This is a genomic window from Shewanella sp. BJSY2023SW001, assembly GCF_047314685.1.
Classification (GTDB): Bacteria; Pseudomonadota; Gammaproteobacteria; order Enterobacterales; family Shewanellaceae; genus Shewanella; species Shewanella indica.
The window spans coordinates 40171-61519 of the sequence record NZ_JBKORF010000008.1; the positions used below are offsets into that span (position 1 = coordinate 40171).

At 56.2% G+C, this 21349-nt stretch carries 12 protein-coding genes and 1 riboswitch; of the genes, 4 read left to right on the forward strand and 8 right to left on the reverse strand.

Features of this window, described 5'->3' with window-relative positions; genetic code table 11:
* Positions 1-141 precede the first annotated feature (141 nt).
* Together acnA and ACMHXH_RS01270 are read left to right on the forward strand one after the other, a co-directional pair.
* Entirely contained in the window at positions 142-2814 is a 2673-nt protein-coding gene (gene acnA, locus ACMHXH_RS01265; protein ID WP_071476560.1) for an aconitate hydratase AcnA, read from the forward strand.
* A gap of 328 nt (positions 2815-3142) precedes the next feature.
* Entirely contained in the window at positions 3143-3778 is a 636-nt protein-coding gene (locus tag ACMHXH_RS01270) for a class I SAM-dependent methyltransferase (RefSeq protein WP_039035016.1), read from the forward strand.
* A gap of 106 nt (positions 3779-3884) precedes the next feature.
* Here ACMHXH_RS01270 and ACMHXH_RS01275 read toward each other — a convergent pair whose 3' ends face one another.
* From ACMHXH_RS01275 to ACMHXH_RS01310, 8 genes are all read right to left on the reverse strand, one after another.
* On the reverse strand, positions 3885-4325 hold the full coding sequence (locus tag ACMHXH_RS01275; protein ID WP_025889974.1) for a nitrate reductase cytochrome c-type subunit: 441 nt from the start codon (positions 4323-4325) through the stop codon (positions 3885-3887).
* Positions 4322-5254 (reverse strand): quinol dehydrogenase ferredoxin subunit NapH, encoded by a 933-nt coding sequence (gene napH, locus ACMHXH_RS01280; RefSeq protein ID WP_165565594.1) that lies wholly within the window; start codon positions 5252-5254, stop codon positions 4322-4324. The genes ACMHXH_RS01275 and napH overlap by 4 nt, the downstream gene beginning before the upstream one ends.
* A complete protein-coding gene (gene napG, locus ACMHXH_RS01285) occupies positions 5251-5994 on the reverse strand; it encodes a ferredoxin-type protein NapG (RefSeq protein ID WP_039035014.1) in 744 nt (247 codons plus the stop codon). Before napG ends, napH begins: the two co-directional genes overlap by 4 nt.
* Before the next feature lie 10 nt (positions 5995-6004).
* On the reverse strand, positions 6005-8488 hold the full coding sequence (napA, locus tag ACMHXH_RS01290; protein ID WP_162206721.1) for a nitrate reductase catalytic subunit NapA: 2484 nt from the start codon (positions 8486-8488) through the stop codon (positions 6005-6007).
* Positions 8485-8784: a chaperone NapD gene (locus ACMHXH_RS01295; RefSeq protein WP_233962644.1), complete on the reverse strand. Its 300-nt coding sequence runs from the start codon at positions 8782-8784 to the stop codon at positions 8485-8487. Before ACMHXH_RS01295 ends, napA begins: the two co-directional genes overlap by 4 nt.
* 389 nt (positions 8785-9173) lie before the next feature.
* Positions 9174-10352 carry a lipocalin-like domain-containing protein gene (locus ACMHXH_RS01300; RefSeq protein ID WP_335912845.1) on the reverse strand — a complete coding sequence of 393 codons (1179 nt, stop codon included), beginning with the start codon at positions 10350-10352 and terminating at the stop codon, positions 9174-9176.
* The gene (locus tag ACMHXH_RS01305) at positions 10352-12937 is read right to left on the reverse strand and encodes an ABC transporter permease (protein ID WP_335912844.1); all 2586 of its coding nucleotides are present in this window, start codon (positions 12935-12937) and stop codon (positions 10352-10354) included. The genes ACMHXH_RS01300 and ACMHXH_RS01305 overlap by 1 nt, the downstream gene beginning before the upstream one ends.
* Entirely contained in the window at positions 12930-13595 is a 666-nt protein-coding gene (locus ACMHXH_RS01310; protein WP_162206719.1) for an ABC transporter ATP-binding protein, read from the reverse strand. The genes ACMHXH_RS01305 and ACMHXH_RS01310 overlap by 8 nt, the downstream gene beginning before the upstream one ends.
* 353 nt (positions 13596-13948) lie before the next feature.
* A riboswitch (glycine riboswitch) is annotated at positions 13949-14049 on the forward strand.
* Positions 14050-14166: 117 nt separating this feature from the next.
* Here ACMHXH_RS01310 and ACMHXH_RS01315 point away from each other — a divergent pair.
* Positions 14167-15534 carry an alanine/glycine:cation symporter family protein gene (locus tag ACMHXH_RS01315; protein ID WP_162206718.1) on the forward strand — a complete coding sequence of 456 codons (1368 nt, stop codon included), beginning with the start codon at positions 14167-14169 and terminating at the stop codon, positions 15532-15534.
* 455 nt (positions 15535-15989) lie between these two features.
* Complete coding sequence (locus ACMHXH_RS01320) at positions 15990-21284, forward strand: PAS domain S-box protein (RefSeq protein WP_335912842.1); 5295 nt, start codon at positions 15990-15992, stop codon at positions 21282-21284.
* Positions 21285-21349: the final 65 nt, after the last annotated feature.

A 21349-nucleotide genomic window follows, 5' to 3' on the forward strand; every position in this document is an offset into this window, starting at 1 on the left:
CTTGGGCTCGTTTCTAAACTAGCGCAAAGTGGCTGAGATTACACTTAAAAATACTGCGACAACCTAAGGTGCCCTTGTACCTTATTTGAGCATAACTTAAGCTGGTTGGCGGAACGACAACTCAACTTAGGGAGAGTAGTGATGTCCAAAGTCAAATATCAGGCCAAGGCACAACGCACCTTGACTGTCAAAAACACCTCATTCCAATACTACAGCCTTAATGAAGGGCCCCTGGCGGAAATTGCCGAGGTGGCCGCATTACCCAAGAGTTGCAAGGTGCTGCTGGAAAACATTCTGCGGCATCTGGATACCGACCATTGTGATATCGACGATCTGCAGGCGCTGGCCAAGGGCCGTGGCCGCGGCAGCCAGCAGGAGATCGCCTACCATCCGGCGCGGGTATTAATGCAGGACTTTACCGGCGTCCCGGCGATAGTAGACCTGGCCGCCATGCGGGCGGCGCTGGTGGCCAAAGGGCGCGATCCGCAAAAGATCAATCCTCTGTCCAAGGTGGATCTGGTGATTGACCACTCGGTCAGCATCGACAAGTTTGCCAATCCGGATGCCTATCGGGACAATGTGGCGATTGAGATGCAGCGCAACTTCGAGCGTTATCAATTTCTCAAGTGGGGCCAGGGCGCCTTCGATAACTTCTCCGTGGTGCCACCGGGCACCGGCATTTGCCATCAGGTAAACCTCGAGTATCTGGCCAAAGGTGTCTGGCAAGGACTTGACGAAGAAGGAGCCACTTGGGTCTATCCAGATACACTGGTGGGTACAGACAGCCATACCACTATGATCAACGCCTTGGGGGTACTTGGCTGGGGTGTTGGTGGTATCGAAGCCGAAGCGGCCATGTTGGGGCAACCCATCTCAATGCAGATCCCGGATGTGGTGGGTTTCGAGCTCAAGGGGCAGCTCAGTGAAGGCATTACAGCCACCGACCTGGTGCTCAGAGTCGTGGAGATGCTGCGCCGTCAGGGGGTAGTGGGTAAATTTGTCGAATTCTATGGTGATGGCCTGGATCAGCTGCCGCTGGCCGACCGAGCCACCATCGCCAATATGGCACCAGAATATGGTGCAACCTGTGGCTTCTTCCCGGTGGATGCGCAGACACTCGAGTATCTGCGTCTCAGTGGCCGAGATGAACAGACGCTTGCCTTGGTGGAGGCTTACACCAAGGCGCAAGGGCTGTGGCGAGAGACTGGCGATAGCGCCCCCGAGTTTGCCGATACCCTGAGTCTGGATCTTGCCAGTGTTGAACCCAGCCTGGCCGGGCCCAAGAGGCCCCAGGACAGAGTCGCCGTCAGTCAGCTCAAACAGGCGGCCGAAGATGCCATCCGTCTCTCGGGGCGCAGCGAGCTTGAGCAGGCGTTTGTACTCGAAGGTAGCGAGCTTGCCATGCACCATGGCGATCTGGTGATTGCCGCCATCACCAGTTGTACCAATACTTCCAACCCGGCGGTGATGCTGGCTGCCGGGTTGCTGGCACAAAAGGCGGTGGAGCTGGGGTTGGAGCGCAAGCCCTGGGTCAAGACTTCGTTGGCCCCAGGTTCCAAGGTGGTGACCCAGTATCTGCAACAGGCCGGATTGCAAACGGCGCTCGATAGCCTGGGCTTTAACCTGGTGGGTTATGGCTGCACTACTTGTATAGGTAACTCGGGCCCCTTGCCGGAGGCGGTCACCAAGGCGGTCAGCGAACAGAAGATCCATGTGGGTTCAGTGCTTTCCGGTAACCGTAACTTCGAAGGGCGGATCCACCCCTTGGTGGAGTCCAACTGGCTTTGCTCGCCTCCTCTGGTGGTCGCCTATGCGTTGGCGGGAACCAGCCGTATCGATCTCAGTCGCGATCCCATAGGCAAAGGCCGCGATGGTAAAGCGGTTTTCCTTAAAGACATTTGGCCCAGCAATGCCGAGATAGCCTCCTTAATGGGCAAGGTGAGTCGCAGCATGTTCCAGCAGCAGTACGCCGATGTGTTTCATGGCGATGATGCCTGGCGCGCCATCGACTCGGGCTCGGGCAAAACCTATGCCTTCGATCCCGCCTCCACCTATATTCAGTTACCGCCCTTCTTCGAAGCCGAATACGGCGGTAATGCGGGTGACATTAAGGGGGCCGCGATTCTGGCGCTACTGGGGGACTCTGTCACCACAGACCATATCTCCCCGGCCGGGGTGATCCCCAAAAACAGTCCGGCAGCCGATTACCTGCGCGGTCATGGTGTAGCCGACAAGGACTTCAACTCCTACGGTTCACGCCGTGGGAACCACGAGGTGATGATGCGCGGTACCTTCGGTAATATCCGTATCCGCAATGAGATGGTGCCCGGCCATGAAGGTGGTGTTACCCGAATGCAGGGCGAATCCGAGGTGCGCTTTATCTATGACGCTGCCATGGCCTATCGCGCCAGAAAGCAGGCAAGTGTGGTTATTGCCGGTAAAGAATATGGTACAGGTTCCAGCCGTGACTGGGCCGCCAAGGGGACGCTGTTGCTCGGGGTCAAGGCGGTCATAGTGGAGAGCTTTGAGCGTATTCACCGCTCCAACTTGGTGGGTATGGGCGTGCTGCCATTGCAGTTCCTGCCCGGGGAAACCCGTCAGACTCTGGGCCTGACCGGTGATGAGACAGTGGATATTCTCGGCTTGGATGGCGAGCTTAAGCCAAACCAGAAGCTGCAGGCGCAGATCCATTACGCCAATGGTGAGTCCAAAACCATAACGCTGCTCAGCCGCCTGGATACCGGCATGGAGGTTGCTTACTACCGTGCCGGTGGTGTGCTGACCTATGTGCTGGAGCGTTTGGCCACCGAATAGCTCAGCTGGTTCAGTCAAAAACCGCCTTCTGGGGGGGCGGTTTTTGCTATTCCACAACAGCAGAGCAAACATGGGATTTGTTTGCACCTTCCCTAGGAGCCGGGGACGGGGTTTGTTAGAGTAGGTGCAGTTTTTGGCGGCGACTGTTGCGGGAAAGTATGAAAGCTCCTGCCCGATAGCCAACCGCCGAGTCAAAGTAATGAGCCAGGCACTGAGCCAAAGCTCTGAATTAGAGCTCTGAGTTAAAGCCTTTAGGCCAAGGCTGTAAAACCAAAGCTGCAAAACCAAAGTCGTTAAACCAAAGCCGTTAAAGTGAACCGAGTCATAGATGAATCCATGCCCCTTGTGTGCCAACACCCAACCTAAACAGACAGTTCCCGCCAGGGTTGCCAGACGTTATTTTCTCTGCCCAGAGTGTCGGCTCATCTTTCTCGACCCTGTGCATTTGCTGCCCTTGAATGAGGAACAGCAGTTTTACGATACCCACGAGAACAGCATTGACGATCCCGGCTATGTGGGCTTTTTGCAGCGCTTGTTGACGCCGGCGATGACCTTTCTGCGCCCGGGCATGCAGGGACTGGACTTTGGCTGTGGCCCTGGGCCGACACTGTCGAAACTCCTGGCCCGGGAAGGGATAGCGTGTGACGATTTCGACCCGCTGTTTTTCCCCAATCCATTGCAGGCACAGTATGACTTTATTCTCTCCAGCGAGTGTTTCGAGCACTTGCACTGGCCTGCCGCCGAGATAAGCGCGCTGCTGGCACATCTGGTTCCGGGGGGCTATTTAGGCATAATGACAGACCGCTGGCAGAGTGAAGCCCAGTTTTATGACTGGCACTATACCCGGGATCCTACCCATTGCAGTTTCTTCCATCGCGCAACATTGGACTGGCTCTGTGAGATGTTTGCTTTGAGCTTATGTTTTGTCGATGAGCGGCGGATTGCCATTTTTCAGAAAAATTGAGGCATCAAAGTGAAGGGCTGGGAAGGGCAGGCAAGCCCCAATCCCTTTGGGGCTGTACCTTGAAACCGGGGCGCCTCCAGGAAGCAGCGACCCGGTTTTTTCGCTATCAGTTGGCAGCGCCAGTGCTGAAGTTATTTTCCACCAGCGGCTGCTTGTTATCGGCCTGAGGCACATGGCACTGGGTACAGAAATAGTTCTGTCCATTGAGGGTGCCCTTGTCGTCGATAACATGGGACTTGGCCACAGGCGTTGCCTTCATGCGCTTGGCCTTGCTCCAGTCATGGCAGTTCATGCAGCTGTTTTTCTTCAGGCTGATGGGGTAGTCGGCCTTGTGAGGAATGAGGGGCGGCTGCTCGGCGTAGTTGCGCTCTATGGCATTGCCACGCATTGGATAGGAAGGCATGGCATCGGCCGGGCGTACAGAGCTAATCTCTGCATCGCCACCGCCAAGAGAACTGACGTTAACCGGCTGAGCCGTTTCTGCCTGCTGTCCTGAGCAGGCGCTGAGTGCCAGCAGCATCGCGGCTGCGCTGAGTGTTTTTTTCATTGCTTGTTCTCCGCCTTGGTGGCAATTCGGTTGCAATCTATTTTGTTGGATTTGTCTTTGGCTTCACCCTTGGGCGAGAGCCGGGTTAATGGCGTATCAAACTCAAAGACCTTCTTGGCACAGACATCGATACAGCGGCCGCAGAGGGTGCAATCGGTACTGGTTATCGTTGGGTTGCTTCCCTTGAGGGCGGGTTTGAGCACCTGTCGTTCGGGACACACGGTAAAACAGTCCATACAGTTGTTGCAGTCGTTGGCTCTTACCGCCTCGATATTGACCAGTCGCAGCTTGCCCAGCAGGCTGTAGAGGGCGCCACTGGGGCACAGGTGGCTGCACCAGGCGCGCTCGCTGACGAACAGATCCAGCAGCAGTATCGCCAGTAGCAGCCACAGGCCACTGAAGCCACCGAACAACAAGGCCCGGTAGGCCACGGGAACTGGGTTGAGCCACTCCCAGGCCAACAGGCCGGTCAGTGGGGGCAACAGCAACACCAATACCAGCAGATAGTAGCGCAGCGACCTTGGCAGCTCGGGCAATCTGGGCAGGCCCAACTTGCGTCTGAGCCAGGCGGCCGTATCGGTCACCATGTTGACCGGGCAGACCCAGCTGCAGAACACTCGTCCACCCAGCAGACCATAACCCAGGGCGACAATGGCGGCGCCGAGCAGCAGGCTCAGTTCCGGCAGATGGCCACTGGCCAGGGTCTGCAGCGTCACCAGCGGATCGGCCAGCGGCACTGTGTCCAGTAACAGACTGGCCGACAGGTTGCCTTTCAGCAGCCAGAGGCCAAACAGTGGCCCTATGGCAAACAGCAGCAAAACGCTCAGTTGTGACAGGCGTCTGAGCAGCAGGAACCTGTGTGCCTTCCACCAACCCAGGGTAGCGATGGCATCGGCGGCAAAGGCGTCTGAGCTTTTTTTCCGACTCATATTGCCCCTCCGTTACCCAGTCCGGGCAGCCCTTGATTGAGCATCTCCAGGGTGGTCTTTTCCGTGTCTATGTAAGTGTCGTGCTCGGCGGTCTTGCCGCTGGCGAGTTTCTGCGGCAGCACCTTGATCGCCGCCTCTTCCAAAACGCAGGCATGTTCACACTTGCCGCAGCCGGTGCAGATATCGGCATGCACGGTAGGAATAAACATGGCGTGGTGGCCACTGCGCTCATTGCGGGCACGCTCAAGGGTGATGGCCTCATCGATGAGCGGGCAGACGCGGTAGCAGACATCACATCTCAGGCCTTTGAAGTTAAGGCAGTTTTTCTCATCTATTAGTACGGCTGTGCCCATTCTGGCATCCTCGATTTTCTCGAGGCCGGTATCCAGTGCCCCACTGGGACAGGCGCGGGTACAGGGAATGTCCTCGCACATCTCACAGGGGATACTGCGGGCGCTGAAGAAGGGTGTGCCGGTGGCAGCCCCTTCAAACCAACGCGCCAGTTTCAGGGTGTCATAGGGACAGGCCTCGACACAGAGACCACAGCGAACACAGGCCGAGAGAAAGGCGTCCTCGGCGAGGGCGCCCGGGGGACGTATCGCCTGGGGCGCCAGCGACTGGGACTTGGCCAACGCTGAAATCCCCAGCCCGGCCAACCCCATCACACAGCCGGCTTTGGCCGTGGTCGCCAGAAACTGGCGACGATTGATGTTATTGACACCATTGCGTTTGTCACCCATTACTGCTGCCTCACGCCTTCATCACTTTGACCGGACACTTCTTGTAGTCTGTCTCTTTGGACAGAGGGTCGGTGGCGTCCAGTACCAGCTTGTTGACCAATTGACGGGCATCGAAGAAGGGCATGAACACCACACCTTTGGGCGGCTTGTTACGGCCCTTGGTTTCAACCCGGGTCTTCACTTCGCCGCGAGGCGAGGCGACGATGACTTCATCACCACGCTTGAGGCCACGGCTCTTGGCGTCATCAGGATGCATGAAGATCTGTGCATCCGGATAGGCGCGGTACAACTCGGGCACCCTGGCGGTCATTGAACCTGTGTGCCAGTGCTCCAGCACCCGGCCTGTGCTCATCCACAGATCATATTCACTGTTGGGTTCTTCGGCGGCCGGTTCGTAGGGCAGGGCGAAGATCACCGCCTTGCCATCCGGCTTGCCGTAGAACTGATAGCCTGAACCCGGTTTAACATAAGGGTCAGAACCTTCAACGAAGCGGCGCAGGGTTTCCTTGCCATCCACTACCGGCCAGCGCAGACCACGGGTTTCGTGGTAGCGGTCGAACTGGGCCAGATCGTGACCATGGCCGCGACCGAAGGCGGCGTATTCTTCGAAGATCCCCTTCTGCACATAGAAGCCGAAGTGTTCAGATTCATCGTTGAGCTCGGCCTGACAGTCGCTGGCGGGGAACTTGTTGATCACGCCGTTGGCGAACAGCACTTCATAGAGGTTCTTGCCGGCGTATTCAGGTTTCTTGGCAATCAGTTCGGCGGGCCAGACTTCCTCTACCTTGAAGCGCTTGGCGAACTCCATCAGCTGCCACAGATCCGACTTGGCACCTTCAGGGGCTTTCACCTGCTGGTGCCACATATGGGTGCGGCGCTCGGCGTTACCATAGGCACCTTCTTTCTCGACCCACATGGCGGTAGGCAGGATCAGGTCGGCCGCCATGGCGGTGACTGTTGGGTATGGATCTGACACCACGATAAAGTTTTCCGGGTTACGGAAACCGGGATAGATTTCATCGTTGATATTGGGGCCGGCCTGCATATTGTTGGTACACATGGTCCAGTAGCAGTTGAGCTTGCCGTCTTTCAGCATCCGGCTCTGCAACACGGCGTGGAAACCGGGCTTGGGCGGAATAGTGCCTTCAGGCAGCTGCCAGGCCTTTTCTGTGATGGCGCGGTGTTTGTCGTTGTTGACCACCATATCGGCGGGCAGACGGTGGGCAAAGGTGCCGACTTCACGGGCGGTACCACAGGCTGAGGGTTGGCCTGTGAGAGAGAAGGGGCTGTTACCCGGAGTGGCAATCTTGCCGGTCAACAGGTGCAGGTTATAGAGCATGTTGTTGGCCCAAACTCCACGCACGTGTTGGTTGATACCCATGGTCCACAGGCTCATTACCTTGACCTTGGGATCGGCATAGGCCTTGGCCAGCTCCAGCAGGCGCTCTTTTTCCACGCCGCTCATCTCGCTGGCGTATTCCAGAGTGTAGCGGCTGACAAACTTGGCGTACTCATCGAAGCTGATATCGCTGAACTTGCCGTTACCTGGGTTCTTGGCTTTTTTCTCCAGCGGATGATCCGGACGCAGGCCATAACCTATGTCATCCACACCCAGAGCAAACTTGGTGTGCTTGTTGACGAAGTCCTTGTTGACCGCGTCGTTTTGGATGATGTAGTTGGCGATATAGTTGAGGATAACCAGGTCGGACTGAGGCTTGAACACTATCGGGTTGTCGGCCAAATCGAACGAGCGGTTCTCGAAGGTAGACAGTACATGCACCTTACCGTCGGGGTGGCTCAGACGGCGATCCGACAGGCGGGCCCAGAGGATGGGGTGCATCTCGGCCATGTTGGCGCCCCAGAGCACAAAGTGATCGGCGGCTTCCAGGTCGTCATAACAACCCATGGGTTCATCGATACCAAAGGTACGCATAAAGCCGACCACGGCCGAGGCCATACAGTGGCGGGCATTGGGGTCGATATTGTTGGTACGGAAACCTGCCTTGTGCAGCTTGGAGGCGGCGTAGCCTTCCCAGATGGTCCACTGGCCTGAGCCGAACATGCCCACAGAAGTCGGGCCCTTGGTGTTGAGCGAGTGCTTCCACTTTTCTGCCATCACATCGAAGGCCTTGTCCCAGGTCACCGGGGTGAACTCACCCTCTTTGGCATACTGGCCGTCTTTCATCCGCAGCAGTGGAGTGGTCAGACGGTCTTTACCGTACATGATTTTCGACAGGAAGTAGCCCTTGATACAGTTCAGGCCCTTGTTGACCGGGCTCTCAGGATCGCCCTTGGTGGCGACGACCTTGCCCTCTTTTGTGCCTACCAGCACAGAGCAGCCGACACCGCAGAATCGGCAGGGGGCCTTGTCCCATTTAATATTGTCTTTCTGCTCAGCGGCTTCGACGACTTTCACTGGCAGAGTGACTCCAACGGCCGTGGCGGCGGCAACGGCGGCGTTGGCTTTAAGAAACTCGCGGCGGCTTATGCTCATGGTGTTTCCTCACTCTTTATTTCTTTTGTTTGACTGACAGGCTCAGAATCGACCTGATGATAGATAAGACTGCTGGACAGTATCCCGGGCAGACAGTTGATTGCTTCGACGTTATCCAGGATCTCGCCCTGGCTTTCGCCTTCGAGGGTGACTACCAATTTGCCTTCTGGGCTGCTGGCATGGACTTCGGCGCCTTCAAGGGCCTGGATGGCAGTGGTTACCGCCTCTAGGGTTCCCGGAGCGGCATGCACCACCAGACTGGTGACATGGTATTCCATCTCTGTTTGTTGCTTCATTGAGGCTCACCTCGACAGGTAAGGGCGACAGGCACGGCATGGGCCGAGTCACCGGAACTGAATCAAAGTCTAGACCTCATTAAAAATGTGGGTATACCTCTTGAGAGGTAATGAAAGCGATTGGCGATCCGGATCAACATTTTCAATGTGATCTGAATCCAAGTTTGAAATTTAAACAGATTAGCCGCTTGACTCTTGCAATATTAATGCAACGCCATTTTGAGAATAGTTCTTGTTTACTACCTAAAGAGGGTTATGCAAACGGACGGATGCCATTGCCGATAAGCGATTTTTCAAACTGTCTTTCAGGAGGTTATCTGCCCTAGATGCTTAGCGGCTCGGTTATTGAACACTCATACATCGACAACCTAGCCCGATAGCTGGGTTATTCAATAGCCGGTCAGCTCCATATAACCCATGCCGGTTTGTGTGCCCTTGATGGTGATTGGCCCCTCCCAGTAGGGGATAGACAGGTTCATGGCGGCATTGGGATTGAGGGCTTCCAGAGTCAGTGACAGAGACTCTCCCGGCAGCTCCAGTTGCCAGGCTACAGGGTAGCGACCGCTGGCCGTTTGTTGCCAGTCCTTGACGCTGAGGCTGATATCATCGAGCGCCAGCGGGTGGCCACTGCCGTCGGGATACATGCGCTTGCCGCTGAAAAAGGCTTTGTTTTCCTGCTCTCTGAGCTGAAACAGCATCAGGGCCGAGCCGTCATCGAGCCGCAAGGCGAACCAGTCCCAGCCCTGTTGGCCGCGACTGAGAAATTCTGAGCTCCACTCCCTATCGAGCCAGGCATTGCCGGATACCTGCAGCCATTGGTCTTTGTGGCGCACTCTGCCTTCGACCCGAATAAAGGGCTGGCTGTAGTAGTAAGAGGCCACAGTGCCGGCGGCATTTTTACGGCTGAAACCCTTGTCTCCCTGAGGCTGCAGCTCGGCTTGGCTATCGAGTTGCAGCTCGAAGGCAAAGTCCTCTTCGCTGACCTGTAAACTGGCGGGAAACAGCCCGCTATTGGGGCCACTTGCCGCCCGGCTTTGCCAGCGCCAGTTATCGAGCCAGACCCTGAGCGGCAAGCCCACGGCTCCGGCTTGAGCTCCCTGGGGATGGGCTGCTTTGCCTTGGGGCGCGGCAAGTGCGCCCCTGGCCCAGCGCTCGGCGCTTTGGTGACTGTTTTGAAAACTGAGTGCGCTGTGAGCCATATAAAGCTGATTCGTCGCCCAGGGAGAGCTGGATTCAGGTTCATCCGGGGAAAGGGCAATACGAAACTGAGTCCATTGCAGTCCGAGGGGCTCACCGCTTTGCGTGGTCAGATTGGCGGTCAGATACCACCACTCCTGGCGAAAACTGGGGTGGGATAAGTGATCTTCCGGAAATTGCAGCGCCGCACCTGGCTCGACTTTCGCATAGCCTTCGCTCGCTGTACCCATCACCCGGCTCATGGCCCGTGAGTCTTGCTGCTGAGCCTGGTCTTGATGAGCCTTATCGCAGCCATTCAGCGCAGCGCCGCCCAGCAGTAGTCCCGCTAACAAGGGCGCGGCGACAGGCCATCGCATTGTAATCAATCGCATTAGAGCACCTCCTGTTGCAGACTGGAGACCAGAGAGCGGCGGCTCTGCCAATAGAGGGGAACTATCACCGCCAGGATGCAGCACAGCAGCGACAAAAGCACCACCCGGCCATAGGCCAGCCAGTCCCACTGCATGGCTATGGTCCAGCCGAAGGCCTGCAGCGTCACCTTATGGATAAGCAGGTATCCGAGAATCGCCCCCATGGGCAGGGCCAACAGACAGGTGAGCAGCACCACCAGCAGCATCTGCAATAGCAACATAGACAAAAGCCGGCCACGGGTAAGCCCGAGCGAGCGTAACATGGCGAGGCTCGCCTGGCGGGATTGGGTCAGCATCAGCACGGCACTGAAAAGCCCCACGGCGGCCACCAGTAAGGTCAGGGTGTTGAGTACCAGGGTAATGCTGAAGGTCTTGTTGAAGACCCGAATCGCCTCGTCGCGAATTTTTTGCTGGCTGTAGACCTGTACCGGACTGAGTCCGAGCTCTTGAATGAGGGTGCGCTCGAGGGCGGCAATGCTTGTGAGTCCTGCCCCCTTGGCCCTTTCTGCACTTGTTGCTATGCCACTCACAGCCAGGCTGACGGCTTCAGTTGGCAGCTTAAGCTGTTGCCAGAGGGATTGCGCCAGCAGGACCTCACCCTTGGGATTGCCATAGTCGTAATAGATGGCGCTGATGGGCAGGGTCAGTGGTGTCTTGCAGTCCTTATCCGGGCAGAGACTGAGCTGGTCGCCCGGCGCCAGCCCCAGGGTCAGCGCCAAGGGCTCGCTGATAGCCAGAGCCTGGCCTTGGATCACCGTCAGCAGCGCTTGCTGTTGCTGGTTTTGGGCTCCTTGCACCTGTTCTTTGGAGGCAACTTGGGCCGAGGTCTTCAGCGCCGTGGTGCGCGCGATAGAGTCGGCGTCCCGGCTGATAAGGTTTATCTCCAGTGCATTGCCGCTCCCCTTGGCATAGAAGGACGCCTGCCATTGGTAGAAGTGAGCCAGTCCGGGGGCTTGCTGCTCAAGAAAATACTCCAGATTCGCCATATTGCCGGCGCCCGGGCGGATATAAAGCTCGGCATGCAGGCGGGTGTCGAGCCAGCTTCTGAGGGTCTTGTCAAAGCTGCCTACCAGGGTATTCATGGCGATATTGGCACACAGGGCCAGCAGCAGCGCCATCATGGCCAGCGCCAGCGGTGCCACCAGCTCTCGGGTATCGGCGATGGCGTACTTGCTGAGCCCGGACGGAAACAGCCGCGCCAATAGCCCGAGTAAAGACTGCAACAGTTGCGGCAACAGCAGCGGGATAGCCAGGGTCAAGAGCCCCATCAAGCCCAGGCTGTGTTGGTGGGTTTGGCTCAAGGGGTAAAGCAGCGCCGTCAGGGCAAGCAGCGCAACCCCGATGAGAAACAGGCGTTTGTGCATGCTTCTGTGTCTGTGGGCATGCCATTGGCTCTGGGTATTTTGTGCCAGGCTCTGATGACACAGCTCAAGATACAGGGGCACGCAGGCCAGCAGTGCGGCGATAAGTGTCAGACCGGCGCCTTCGGCCAGCCATTGCCAGCGCCAGTTCCCCGGCAGCAGAGTCGCGCCATAGAGCTGCTCCAAGGTCAGCGCCACCATAGGCTGCAGCCACTGGCTGAGCTGCAGCGCCAGAATAAAGCCGCTGGCCGAGCCAATGAACACCAGCAACAACAACTCCAGCAGTAGCGCCAGCATCAGGGCGCGCCGTCCCAGGCCCTGCTTGAGCAACAAGAGCAACAAACGGCGGCGTTTCATCAGGCTGTAGCGTACGCCGTTGTAGGCGATAAACAGCCCCACCACGAAGGCCAACATCCCCATGGCGTTGAGGTTCAAATGAAAGCTGCGGGTGAGCGCGGTCAGGGCGGCGCCCTTGTCCTGCTCGCTGATATTCAGCTTATCCAGCGGCAGTCCGCTTTGCTTGAGTCGCTCTTTGAGCCTTTGCGGCTCGCCAAAGAGGGCGATATAGCTAAGGGTGCCCTCGCGCTTTAATAGTTGCTGGGCCAGCGAGATATCCAGATAGAGGCGGTTACCGAGCTGCTCTGAGTCGGCGAGCGCCAGCACTTCGAGCGTGCGCCCACCGAGGGACAGGGTTGGCGGCGCCTTGAGTCCTTGATGCAGGCTGTCACTCATGACAATGATGGGCTCTCCGGCGAGCAGTCTATTCAAGGGCAGATGGTTGCGGCCATTGCCCCTTTGCTCGAAGGTGCCGAGGGCGGCAATGATATCGCTGCCTTCCACTTGCCACTGGCGACCCTGAGCGTCGTCAAGGACGCCGCTGATCACCGGCAGCGCCTGGATACCGCTTTGGCGCAGCTGGAAATAGAGCGCTTCATCGAGGCTGGCCCCGCGGGCCTTGGGGGTGATAAACAAACTGGCTTGTTGTCCCAGGGCTTCGCCCGCCTCACGGTAGCTGTTGATGGCGTTGTCATTGGTGGCCTTGACGCCAATCAACAGAGTCACCGCCAACACCACTCCCAGCAGTATGGCGCCGGCTTGCAGTGGTGCCTTGCGATAGTGGGCCAGGGTGACTTTCAGGGCCTGCCAGGCCAACTTGATTGTGGTCAGCGCCCCTGTGTCATTCATGAATGCGCCCTTGCTGCAGGTACCAGCGGCGCTGCATATAGGCGGCGGCCGTTTCGCTGTGGGTGACCATAAGAATGGCACTGCCGGCATCGGCGGCGAGAGAGCACAAAAGCTGCATCACCTCATCACCGGCGGCGGCATCCAGGTTGCCCGTCGGCTCATCGGCCAGCAGCAGTTCAGGCTTATGGGCCAAGGCGCGGGCAATGGCGACTCTCTGCTGTTGACCACCGCTGAGACTTTCGACTTCCCGGTTCAACAGTGGCGTCAGCCCCAGTGCCTGCACCAGGTGATCGCACCAGGTTTGCCAGCCTTCACCGAGCAGCGACAGGGGAAAGAGAATATTGTCGCGAACATTGAGCGGCGTCAGTAGGTTGAATTGCTGGAACACCACCCCCAGATGGCGGCGGCGAAAGGCGCTCCACTGTTTGTCCTGCCAGCGGCTGCTGTCTTGACCTGCCAGCAGAATGCGGCCTTTGTCCGGGTGCTCAAAACCGGCTATCAGATTCAGCAGTGTACTCTTGCCGCTGCCGCTGGGGCCGGTCAATGCCACCGTCTCACCGGGTTTGATCTCCAGGCTGAGATTTTCCAGCACCCTGTGGGGGCGATCGCCGTCCAAAAATCCTTTGCTTACCCCTTCCAGCAACACCTGGCTCTGCATTTGAACTCCTGTGAATCGCAGTAATCTGCTACAGCATAACAAGTTTTTTTAATCGGTGAACTCGACTTTCAGCTGTTGTTACTGCGTAAACCGAACCGGGTTCGGTCGCTCGGGGTGTAGGTCGAGGTCAAATTTTTTGCAGCAAACAGGATTAGGGGGCTTTGCCCCTTGAGCCGGAGGCCATTTAGGCGCAAACTGTGTCACCTGCCACGAATAACGTGGCAATCCGTTCGGATGAAGGTAGCAGGAGAGTGGGGAATCGCCCCCACACCGACGAGGCAATTTCCACCGGTTAACCCGGTTGGAGGTACTCTTTCAGGTGCCGGTCAGCATTGACGGCGTGGACTGTTACTGGACGAGCCTCTGGAGAGACCGGGCATGCCCCGGCGCCGAAGGCGAAAGTGCCGGCTTAGGCCAGCGCGAAACGCTCAGGCAAAAGGACAGAGGAGAGGATGATTGCACCGCCTTGCCTCTGGTGATCTTTCGCTTTTGGCCTTTGCTGCCGCGGTTTCGCAGCCATTTCTTTTCCTCCTCCGTTTATTAATTTAGATGTTTAATAACTGAGGAATCTATGGATTTTCATGCACTTCTTACCCAGATAAACGCTATTGTCTGGGGACCTGCCACCTTACTCTTGCTGGTGGGAACCGGTATTTATCTGAGCTTCAGGCTGGGATTCATTCAACTGTTGCGTCTACCGCTGGCGCTGCAATTGCTGTTCAAACCCGCCAATGGCAAGGGGGAGCTCTCCTCTTTTGCCGCCCTCTGTACCGCACTGTCTGCCACCATAGGCACGGGTAATATTGTCGGGGTGGCTACTGCCATCAAACTCGGTGGCCCCGGAGCTCTGTTCTGGATGTGGGTTGCTGCCTTGTTTGGCATGGCCACCAAGTACGCCGAGTGTCTATTGGCGCTTAAGTTTCGCACCACAGATCGCCACGGTAATATTGCCGGTGGCCCCATGTACTACATAGAAAAAGGCCTGGGGCTCGGTTGGTTGGCCAAGCTGTTTGCGGTTTTCGGTGTCGGTGTCGCTTTTTTCGGTATAGGGACTTTTGCCCAGGTCAACGCGATTTCCGAAGCCATGACCATTGCCTTTGATGTGCCAGCCTGGATCACGGCCGTGGTACTGACCTTGCTGGTGGCTGCTGTGACCTTAGGGGGAGTTAAACGGATTGCGGCTGTGGCACAAAAGTTGGTGCCCACTATGGCTATAGGCTATGTGGTTGCCTGTCTTTGGGTGCTGCTGAGCGCCAGTGAGGCGATTCCGGATGCTATTGCGCTGGTGTTGCATTCCGCCTTCAATCCAGTGGCGGCGACCGGTGGCTTTTTGGGGGCCGGTATTGCCCTGGCGATTCAAACCGGGATAGCTCGCGGAGTGTTCTCCAACGAGTCGGGTTTGGGCAGTGCCCCGATAGCGGCGGCAGCCGCCAAGACCAAGGAACCGGTTGAGCAGGGGCTGGTGAGCATGACGGGCACCTTCTTCGATACCATTATTATCTGCACCATGACGGGTTTGGTACTTATTATTACCGGCGTTTGGAATGGCGATAGCGCCGGGGCCGGTATGACCAGCGCCGCTTTCTCCAGTGCTACCACACCGCTGATTGGCCAGTATTTGGTAACCGTAGCACTGGTGTGTTTTGCCTTTACCACCATTCTTGGCTGGAACTATTATGGCGATCGCTGCTGGAGCTATCTCACCAAGGGCCGCTGGATCCCGCTCTATCGTTGGGTTTTCCTTGGGCTCATTGCTTCGGGCGCCTTTATCACGCTGGATCTCATCTGGCTGCTCGCCGACATAGTCAACGGCTTGATGGCGATACCCAATCTGATAGCCATCATAGGTCTGCGCCACCTGGTGCTGGCAGAAACCCGCAGTTATTTTCAGCGTCTGCGCGGCTGCAGTGATGAGGTTTTGCCTCAGGCCGATGCCTGAGTCTTGAGCGAAGCAATCAAGGCCAGCAACCAGTCTTCAAACCGCCTTATTCTGGCTAATGTGGCAGGCGGTTTAAGGTTATCACTAGTTAGCGGCTGCTATTCGGTAGCTGTTGCTTATATATTGCTGGGCTATCTGGCGGAAAGGGGCTGATAGCTCAGTGTTATGCGCCATGTCAGCAAGAGTCTATTTCACGCCGTGAGTTTAGTTTGCTGTTAGCCGGCAGTGTATTATCCGGCGCTCGCCGATGGATGAATTTTATGTAAATTCGCGCCGAGTTACTTGTGTAACATTATGGCTAATGCTTAAATGACAAGGTTAATTTTTGACCTTTAATCAGTTGGTTGACTTCAGTCGCCTGATGTACTTCGGCATTGAATGCCCAAGAGGGGGGTGCCTGACAATAGGACTTTGCTGTTGCAGAGTCGCAAGGAAATCGTCAGAGAGGCAGATTTATGCCGGATACCGCGACACTCAGAACTTTTCGCAGCCGTATTCTGTTGCAGATAGCCATTCCCTTAATCACTATCATGACTGTGATTTCGGGGGTTACCGGCTGGTATAACTATCAGGATGAAGAAAAGGCCTTCTTTACCGATCTGGCTGAAAAGGCCGACTTTGCTGCCAAGCGGCTTGAGTTTGAATTGTCTCTGGCGCAGCGCAATACCCAAACTCTGGCCTACAGCATTGGGCATCTTGAGTCATTCGAGCGTCTGCAGCAAGCTGACAATCTTTATCAACTGCTTAAAGACAGATTGCAGCGCAACCCCAACTTTTACGGCAGCGCCATCGCCTTTCAGCCCGGATTTCTGCCCGGGCAAAAACGCTTCGCGCCCTATGCTTTCCGCCAGGATCTTTCTATTGCGATTATGGACATAGGTCAGGAAGCCTATGATTACACCAGCGGCGAATGGGGATGGTGGACCGAGGCGCTTAAGCATCCTGACGGTTATTGGTCTCCTCCTTATTTCGACGAGGGTGCCGGCAATGCTTTGATGATCACCTTCTCACAGCCTTTCGGCAGTGAAGCGGCACCTTTGGGAGTCATAACCACAGATCTGGCGCTTTCCAGCTTACCGATTCGCTTGGGAATCGATCCCAAAAAGCTGTTGGTGTTGGATAACCAGGGGCGGCTCATTTATCACCCGGACAATAACCTTAGCCGCAATGCCAAATTGGAAGATTGGCTCGCCAATACCGCTGCAGGAAAGGAAGCGGCGCAACATATCTACGCCGCCGACACCCCTGAAGTGGCTCTGAGTGACCTCAATGGCGTGCAGTACCTTGCCAGTGTTGCCAGAGTGGCACCATTGGAATGGCGGGTATTGGTGATTACCCCACAAAAACAGTTGCTGCGTTCTTTCCTGCAGGATTTCAGCTCGTTAACAATCAATCTGTTGTTATTGGCTATATTGCTGCTGGTGACCAGTTACTGGAGTGCCAAGCGTCTCACCCAGCCCCTGGAGCTGTTGGAAACCGGGATAGTGGACTTCAGCAAGGGGTTGATAAAACGCTTGCAAAAGCCTGAAGGCGTGGTGCGGGAGATTGCTACTCTCAGTAATAAATTCAATGAGATGGCTGAAATTCTCGAAGAGAGGGAACAAGCACTGCTCGACTCCCGTGGCAACAGGTTTGCCAAGCTTATCGATGGCATGAGTGATAAGTCCTTTTACTGCTCTATGGATCCTTACGGCGCCATAGTGCAGGCCAGCGACGGTGTGGAGAAGGTATTGGGCATCTCCCCTGAGGTGCTCAGGCGCAAGTATCAGCGGCTGTTTTCCAGCAACAGTATCAATGAAGCCAACTGGCAGTATATGGAACAGGCGCTGGCCGGTGAGTCCGTACCGCCACATCAGGTGGAGTTGGCCGACGCCGAAGGTGGCTTGAGACGTTTGGATCTGTTTATGCAGCCCTTGCTCGATGATGAAGGTAAGCTGATTTCGGTGGAGATGTTGTTCAACGATGTTACCGAGCAGTTTTCCGCCGCGGCCTGGTCCAACGCAGTGCTGGAAGCGGCGCCGGAGGCGATGCTGATTGTCGATGAAAATGGCATGCTGGTGTTCTCCAACAGCCGCTGTCAGGAGCTATTCGGTTATAACGCTGAAGAGATGCTCAAACTCAACATAGATCAATTGTTGCCGGAAGTCGATCGTTTGCAGCATGCGGCCAAGCGTCATACCTTTGTGACTGACGGTAAGGATCGCATGATGGCCAAGGGCAAGGCGCTGCAGGCGCTCAAGTGTGATGGCTCCCAGTTTCCGGTGCAGATAGGTTTGAGCCTGTTACCGGCCGATCAGAAGGGTAAACACCAGGTGGCGGCATCGATTCGGGATCTGACCGAGCAACTGGCAGTAGAGCGTAAAATTCGCGAGAGCGAAAGCCGTTTTCGCGGTCTGGTATCCAACATCCCCGGCGCTGTTTATCGTACCCGGGTCGATGAACATTGGACCATGGAGTATGTCAGCGACAATATCACTGAGATAAGCGGTTATCCGGCCTGGCACTTTATCGACAGCAAGAAGCGCAGTTATGGCTCCCTGGTTATTGATGAAGACAAGCAACTGTGTATTGACACCATAAATTCGGCTCTGGCCGAGCAGCAAGCCTTCGATGTTGAGTATCGTATTCGCCACCGGGATGGCAGCGTGCGTTGGATCCATGAAAAGGGTAAGGCCAGTTACGACGAAGACGGCAATCCACTGTGGTTCGATGGCAGCCTCAACGACATTACCGACAGCAAGCTGGCTCAGGAAAAGATGGAGCAGTCGCGGGAGCAACTGGAAACCATCACAGAGTCTGTGCCCAGTACTGTGTATCAACTATTTTGGCAAAGCCCGCAGCAACGCAGATTCACCTTCCTTTCCAGTGCAGCCATTGCCACTCTGGGCCACCACAAGAATGAGGTAATGGCCGACTTTGATCTGGTGGCCGAGCGGATTGTTGCCGAAGACAGGGGCAGCATTATTCGGCTGCTTTCCGGTGAGGGGGGGCTGCAGTGGATCAAAGAGTTTCGCTACCGTCACCCTTCCGGCGAGGTGCGTTGGCTCGAGGCCGGTGCCAAAGGCAGCAAACAGCAGGATGGCATGCTCTGGAACGGTTATCTGACCGATATCAGCGGCCGTAAAAAGATGGAAACCGAACTGGCCCAGAGTGAGGCACACTTCCGGGCCCTGTTTGATAACGCAGGCATAGGCATAGTCAACCTGGATGATCGCGGCACCATAATGGATTGTAATGGTCAATTCTGCACTGATATGGGCATGAGTGCCGAACAGCTGAAACGTCGCTCGTTTGCCGATCTGATGGTGCCGGAAGACAGAAGCAAAGCCAACGAGTTGTACGAGCGCTTGCAACAGAGTGACGATCACAGTGTCAGCGGCGAGTGGCGCCTGCTCAGTGCTTCTGGCGAGCCGATGTGGATGGCCGTCAACGCTTCTGAAATTGAGGAAGAAGGTGATCGTGAACGCTCAGTGGTTATGAGCATTGCCAACATCACCCGCTTGAAACTCTTGTCCAATGAGCTGATGACGGCCAAGGATGAAGCCGATGCTGCCAACAAGGCCAAGAGTGACTTTCTTGCCAATATGTCCCACGAGATACGCACCCCGATGAATGCCATTATCGGTATGTCACAACTGTGTCTGCAGACCAAGCTGGATAACAAGCAGCGTAACTATGTGGAAAAAATTGAACGGGCTTCGCAATCCCTGCTGGGGATCATCAATGACATTCTCGACTTTTCCAAGATTGAGGCCGGCAAACTGGATATCGAAGTGGTGCCGTTCCAGCTCGACAATATTCTGGAAGATCTCGGGGATATGTTCTCGGAGCGTGCCGCCGACAAACAATTGGAGCTGTTGTTTGCCGTGGCCCCCAGTGTGCCCAGCTATCTGGAAGGGGATCCGCTACGCCTCAGTCAGGTGTTGATTAACCTGATGAACAACGCCATTAAATTCACCGAGCGCGGTGAAGTGATGCTGTCGATAACTGAGCTTAGCCGAGAGCAGAATGAGGTGCTTCTGAGATTCGCAGTGCGTGACAGTGGCATAGGTCTGACGGCCGAGCAGCAGGCCAGATTATTCAAGTCTTTCAGCCAGGCGGACACTTCAACCACACGTAAATACGGTGGTACCGGGCTTGGGCTGGCGATCTCCAAACAGCTGGTGGAACTGATGGGCGGTGAAATCGGCGTTGAAAGCCAGTTTGGTAACGGCAGTTGTTTCTTCTTTACCGTGCGACTCAAGGTTGCGGAAAACGACAAGCTCAATGTAGAGCAGGAACTGGAAGGTATGCCGATTCTGGTGGTTGATGACAACGGCACCGCCAGAGATATATTGCGTACTACGCTCGAGAGTATGGGCTTTGCCGTCGACTGTGCCCGCAGCGGCATGGAGGCGCTGGAGAAGGTGAAGCGCAAGTCCTACAAGATGGCCCTGATCGATTGGAAGATGCCTGAGCTGGACGGCATGGAAACCGCCCGGCAAATATTGCAGCTAAAGGAGCCGCCACTGATCCTCATGGTATCGGCCCACGCCAACAATGACTTTATCGAACAGTTGGAGCAACTCGGGATCAACGGCTATATCACCAAGCCGGTCAGTGCCTCCAGGCTGCTGGACGGCATTATGTTGGCGCTTGGACGTCAGGGCCATATTCCCGTCAGGCGCAAGGTACTGGATCTTGAATCGCTGCAATTGGCGGCTCTTGCCGGCAAACGAGTGCTGCTGGTGGAAGACAACGAGATGAATCAGGAGGTGGCGACCGAGTTTCTCGAGCAGGTAGGCATAGACCTGTCTATCGCAGAAAACGGCCAGATAGCGCTGGAGAAGTTGGCGCAGCAGCAGTTTGATCTTGTGCTGATGGACTGTCAAATGCCTGTGATGGACGGCTATCAGGCCACAGAAGCGCTGCGTAAGATGCCAGGGCTTGAGCAGTTGCCAGTGGTCGCCATGACGGCCAACGCCATGGCCGGTGACAAGGAGATGTGCCTGATGGCCGGCATGAATGATCACATTGCCAAGCCGATAGAAGTCAGCCTCTTGTATCAGGTGTTGTTGCAGTATCTGGGAGGGGGGCAAGCCCCTGCTGCAGGGAATAATAACACTGGGATGGCCGATGGTGATGCTCCTGATGATCTGGTGAGCTGGCCGGAACAAGAGAGCTTGGATATCGACCGGGGCTTGCAGCTGGTGCAGCATTCAGAACGCCTCTATCGACGCATCCTCGAGCGTTTCCTCGCTAGTCAGGGCAATGTCGGCAAACGGATCCGCAAAGCGCTCAAGGAACAGCAGCAGGAAGAAGCGGTTAGGGCGGCGCATACTTTGAAGGGACTGGCGGGCAATCTTTGCTCTGAGGCTTTGGTGGAAGAGGCTCGGCAATTGGAAGCTAAGTTGGCGGCCGCTGAAGAATGTGAGCAAGAGTTGCAGGCAGTGGAAAAGCGGGTCGCCGTCATTGTCGACGCCATTGCAGATTGGATGGGTGATAAGCCACAAAGCGCTCTTCAGACGCAAGCCGATGCGGCCGAGGAGATGGATGTCGAGACGCTTAAAACCGCTTTGCAGCAACTGCAAAGCAGTCTGGAAGATGCCGATGCCGATGCCGTCGTTCAACTGGAAGCATTGAGCCGCCGGGTGAGTAAACCTTTGTGGCAGCGCTTGAAACCTGTCAGCAGCATGGTCGGCAGCTATCAATTTGATGATGCTGCCGACCTTATTCGCGAATTACAGCAAGAGCTGAACGAGGCGGAATAAGCCTGACTATACTCAACGGGTAATTACGGGCTACGGCGGAACCTGCTGTGCCGAGATGCAAATCG

Bases quoted from the DNA above. Each gene is read 5' to 3' on its own strand.
- acnA (WP_071476560.1), top strand. From the start codon at position 142: ATGTCCAAAGTCAAATATCAGGCCAAGGCACAACGCACCTTGACTGTC.
- ACMHXH_RS01270 (WP_039035016.1), top strand. From the start codon at position 3,143: ATGAATCCATGCCCCTTGTGTGCCAACACCCAACCTAAACAGACAGTT.
- ACMHXH_RS01275 (WP_025889974.1), bottom strand. From the start codon at position 4,325: ATGAAAAAAACACTCAGCGCAGCCGCGATGCTGCTGGCACTCAGCGCC.
- napH (WP_165565594.1), bottom strand. From the start codon at position 5,254: ATGAGTCGGAAAAAAAGCTCAGACGCCTTTGCCGCCGATGCCATCGCT.
- napG (WP_039035014.1), bottom strand. From the start codon at position 5,994: ATGGGTGACAAACGCAATGGTGTCAATAACATCAATCGTCGCCAGTTT.
- napA (WP_162206721.1), bottom strand. From the start codon at position 8,488: ATGAGCATAAGCCGCCGCGAGTTTCTTAAAGCCAACGCCGCCGTTGCC.
- ACMHXH_RS01295 (WP_233962644.1), bottom strand. From the start codon at position 8,784: ATGAAGCAACAAACAGAGATGGAATACCATGTCACCAGTCTGGTGGTG.
- ACMHXH_RS01300 (WP_335912845.1), bottom strand. From the start codon at position 10,352: ATGCGATTGATTACAATGCGATGGCCTGTCGCCGCGCCCTTGTTAGCG.
- ACMHXH_RS01305 (WP_335912844.1), bottom strand. From the start codon at position 12,937: ATGAATGACACAGGGGCGCTGACCACAATCAAGTTGGCCTGGCAGGCC.
- ACMHXH_RS01310 (WP_162206719.1), bottom strand. From the start codon at position 13,595: ATGCAGAGCCAGGTGTTGCTGGAAGGGGTAAGCAAAGGATTTTTGGAC.
- ACMHXH_RS01315 (WP_162206718.1), top strand. From the start codon at position 14,167: ATGGATTTTCATGCACTTCTTACCCAGATAAACGCTATTGTCTGGGGA.
- ACMHXH_RS01320 (WP_335912842.1), top strand. From the start codon at position 15,990: ATGCCGGATACCGCGACACTCAGAACTTTTCGCAGCCGTATTCTGTTG.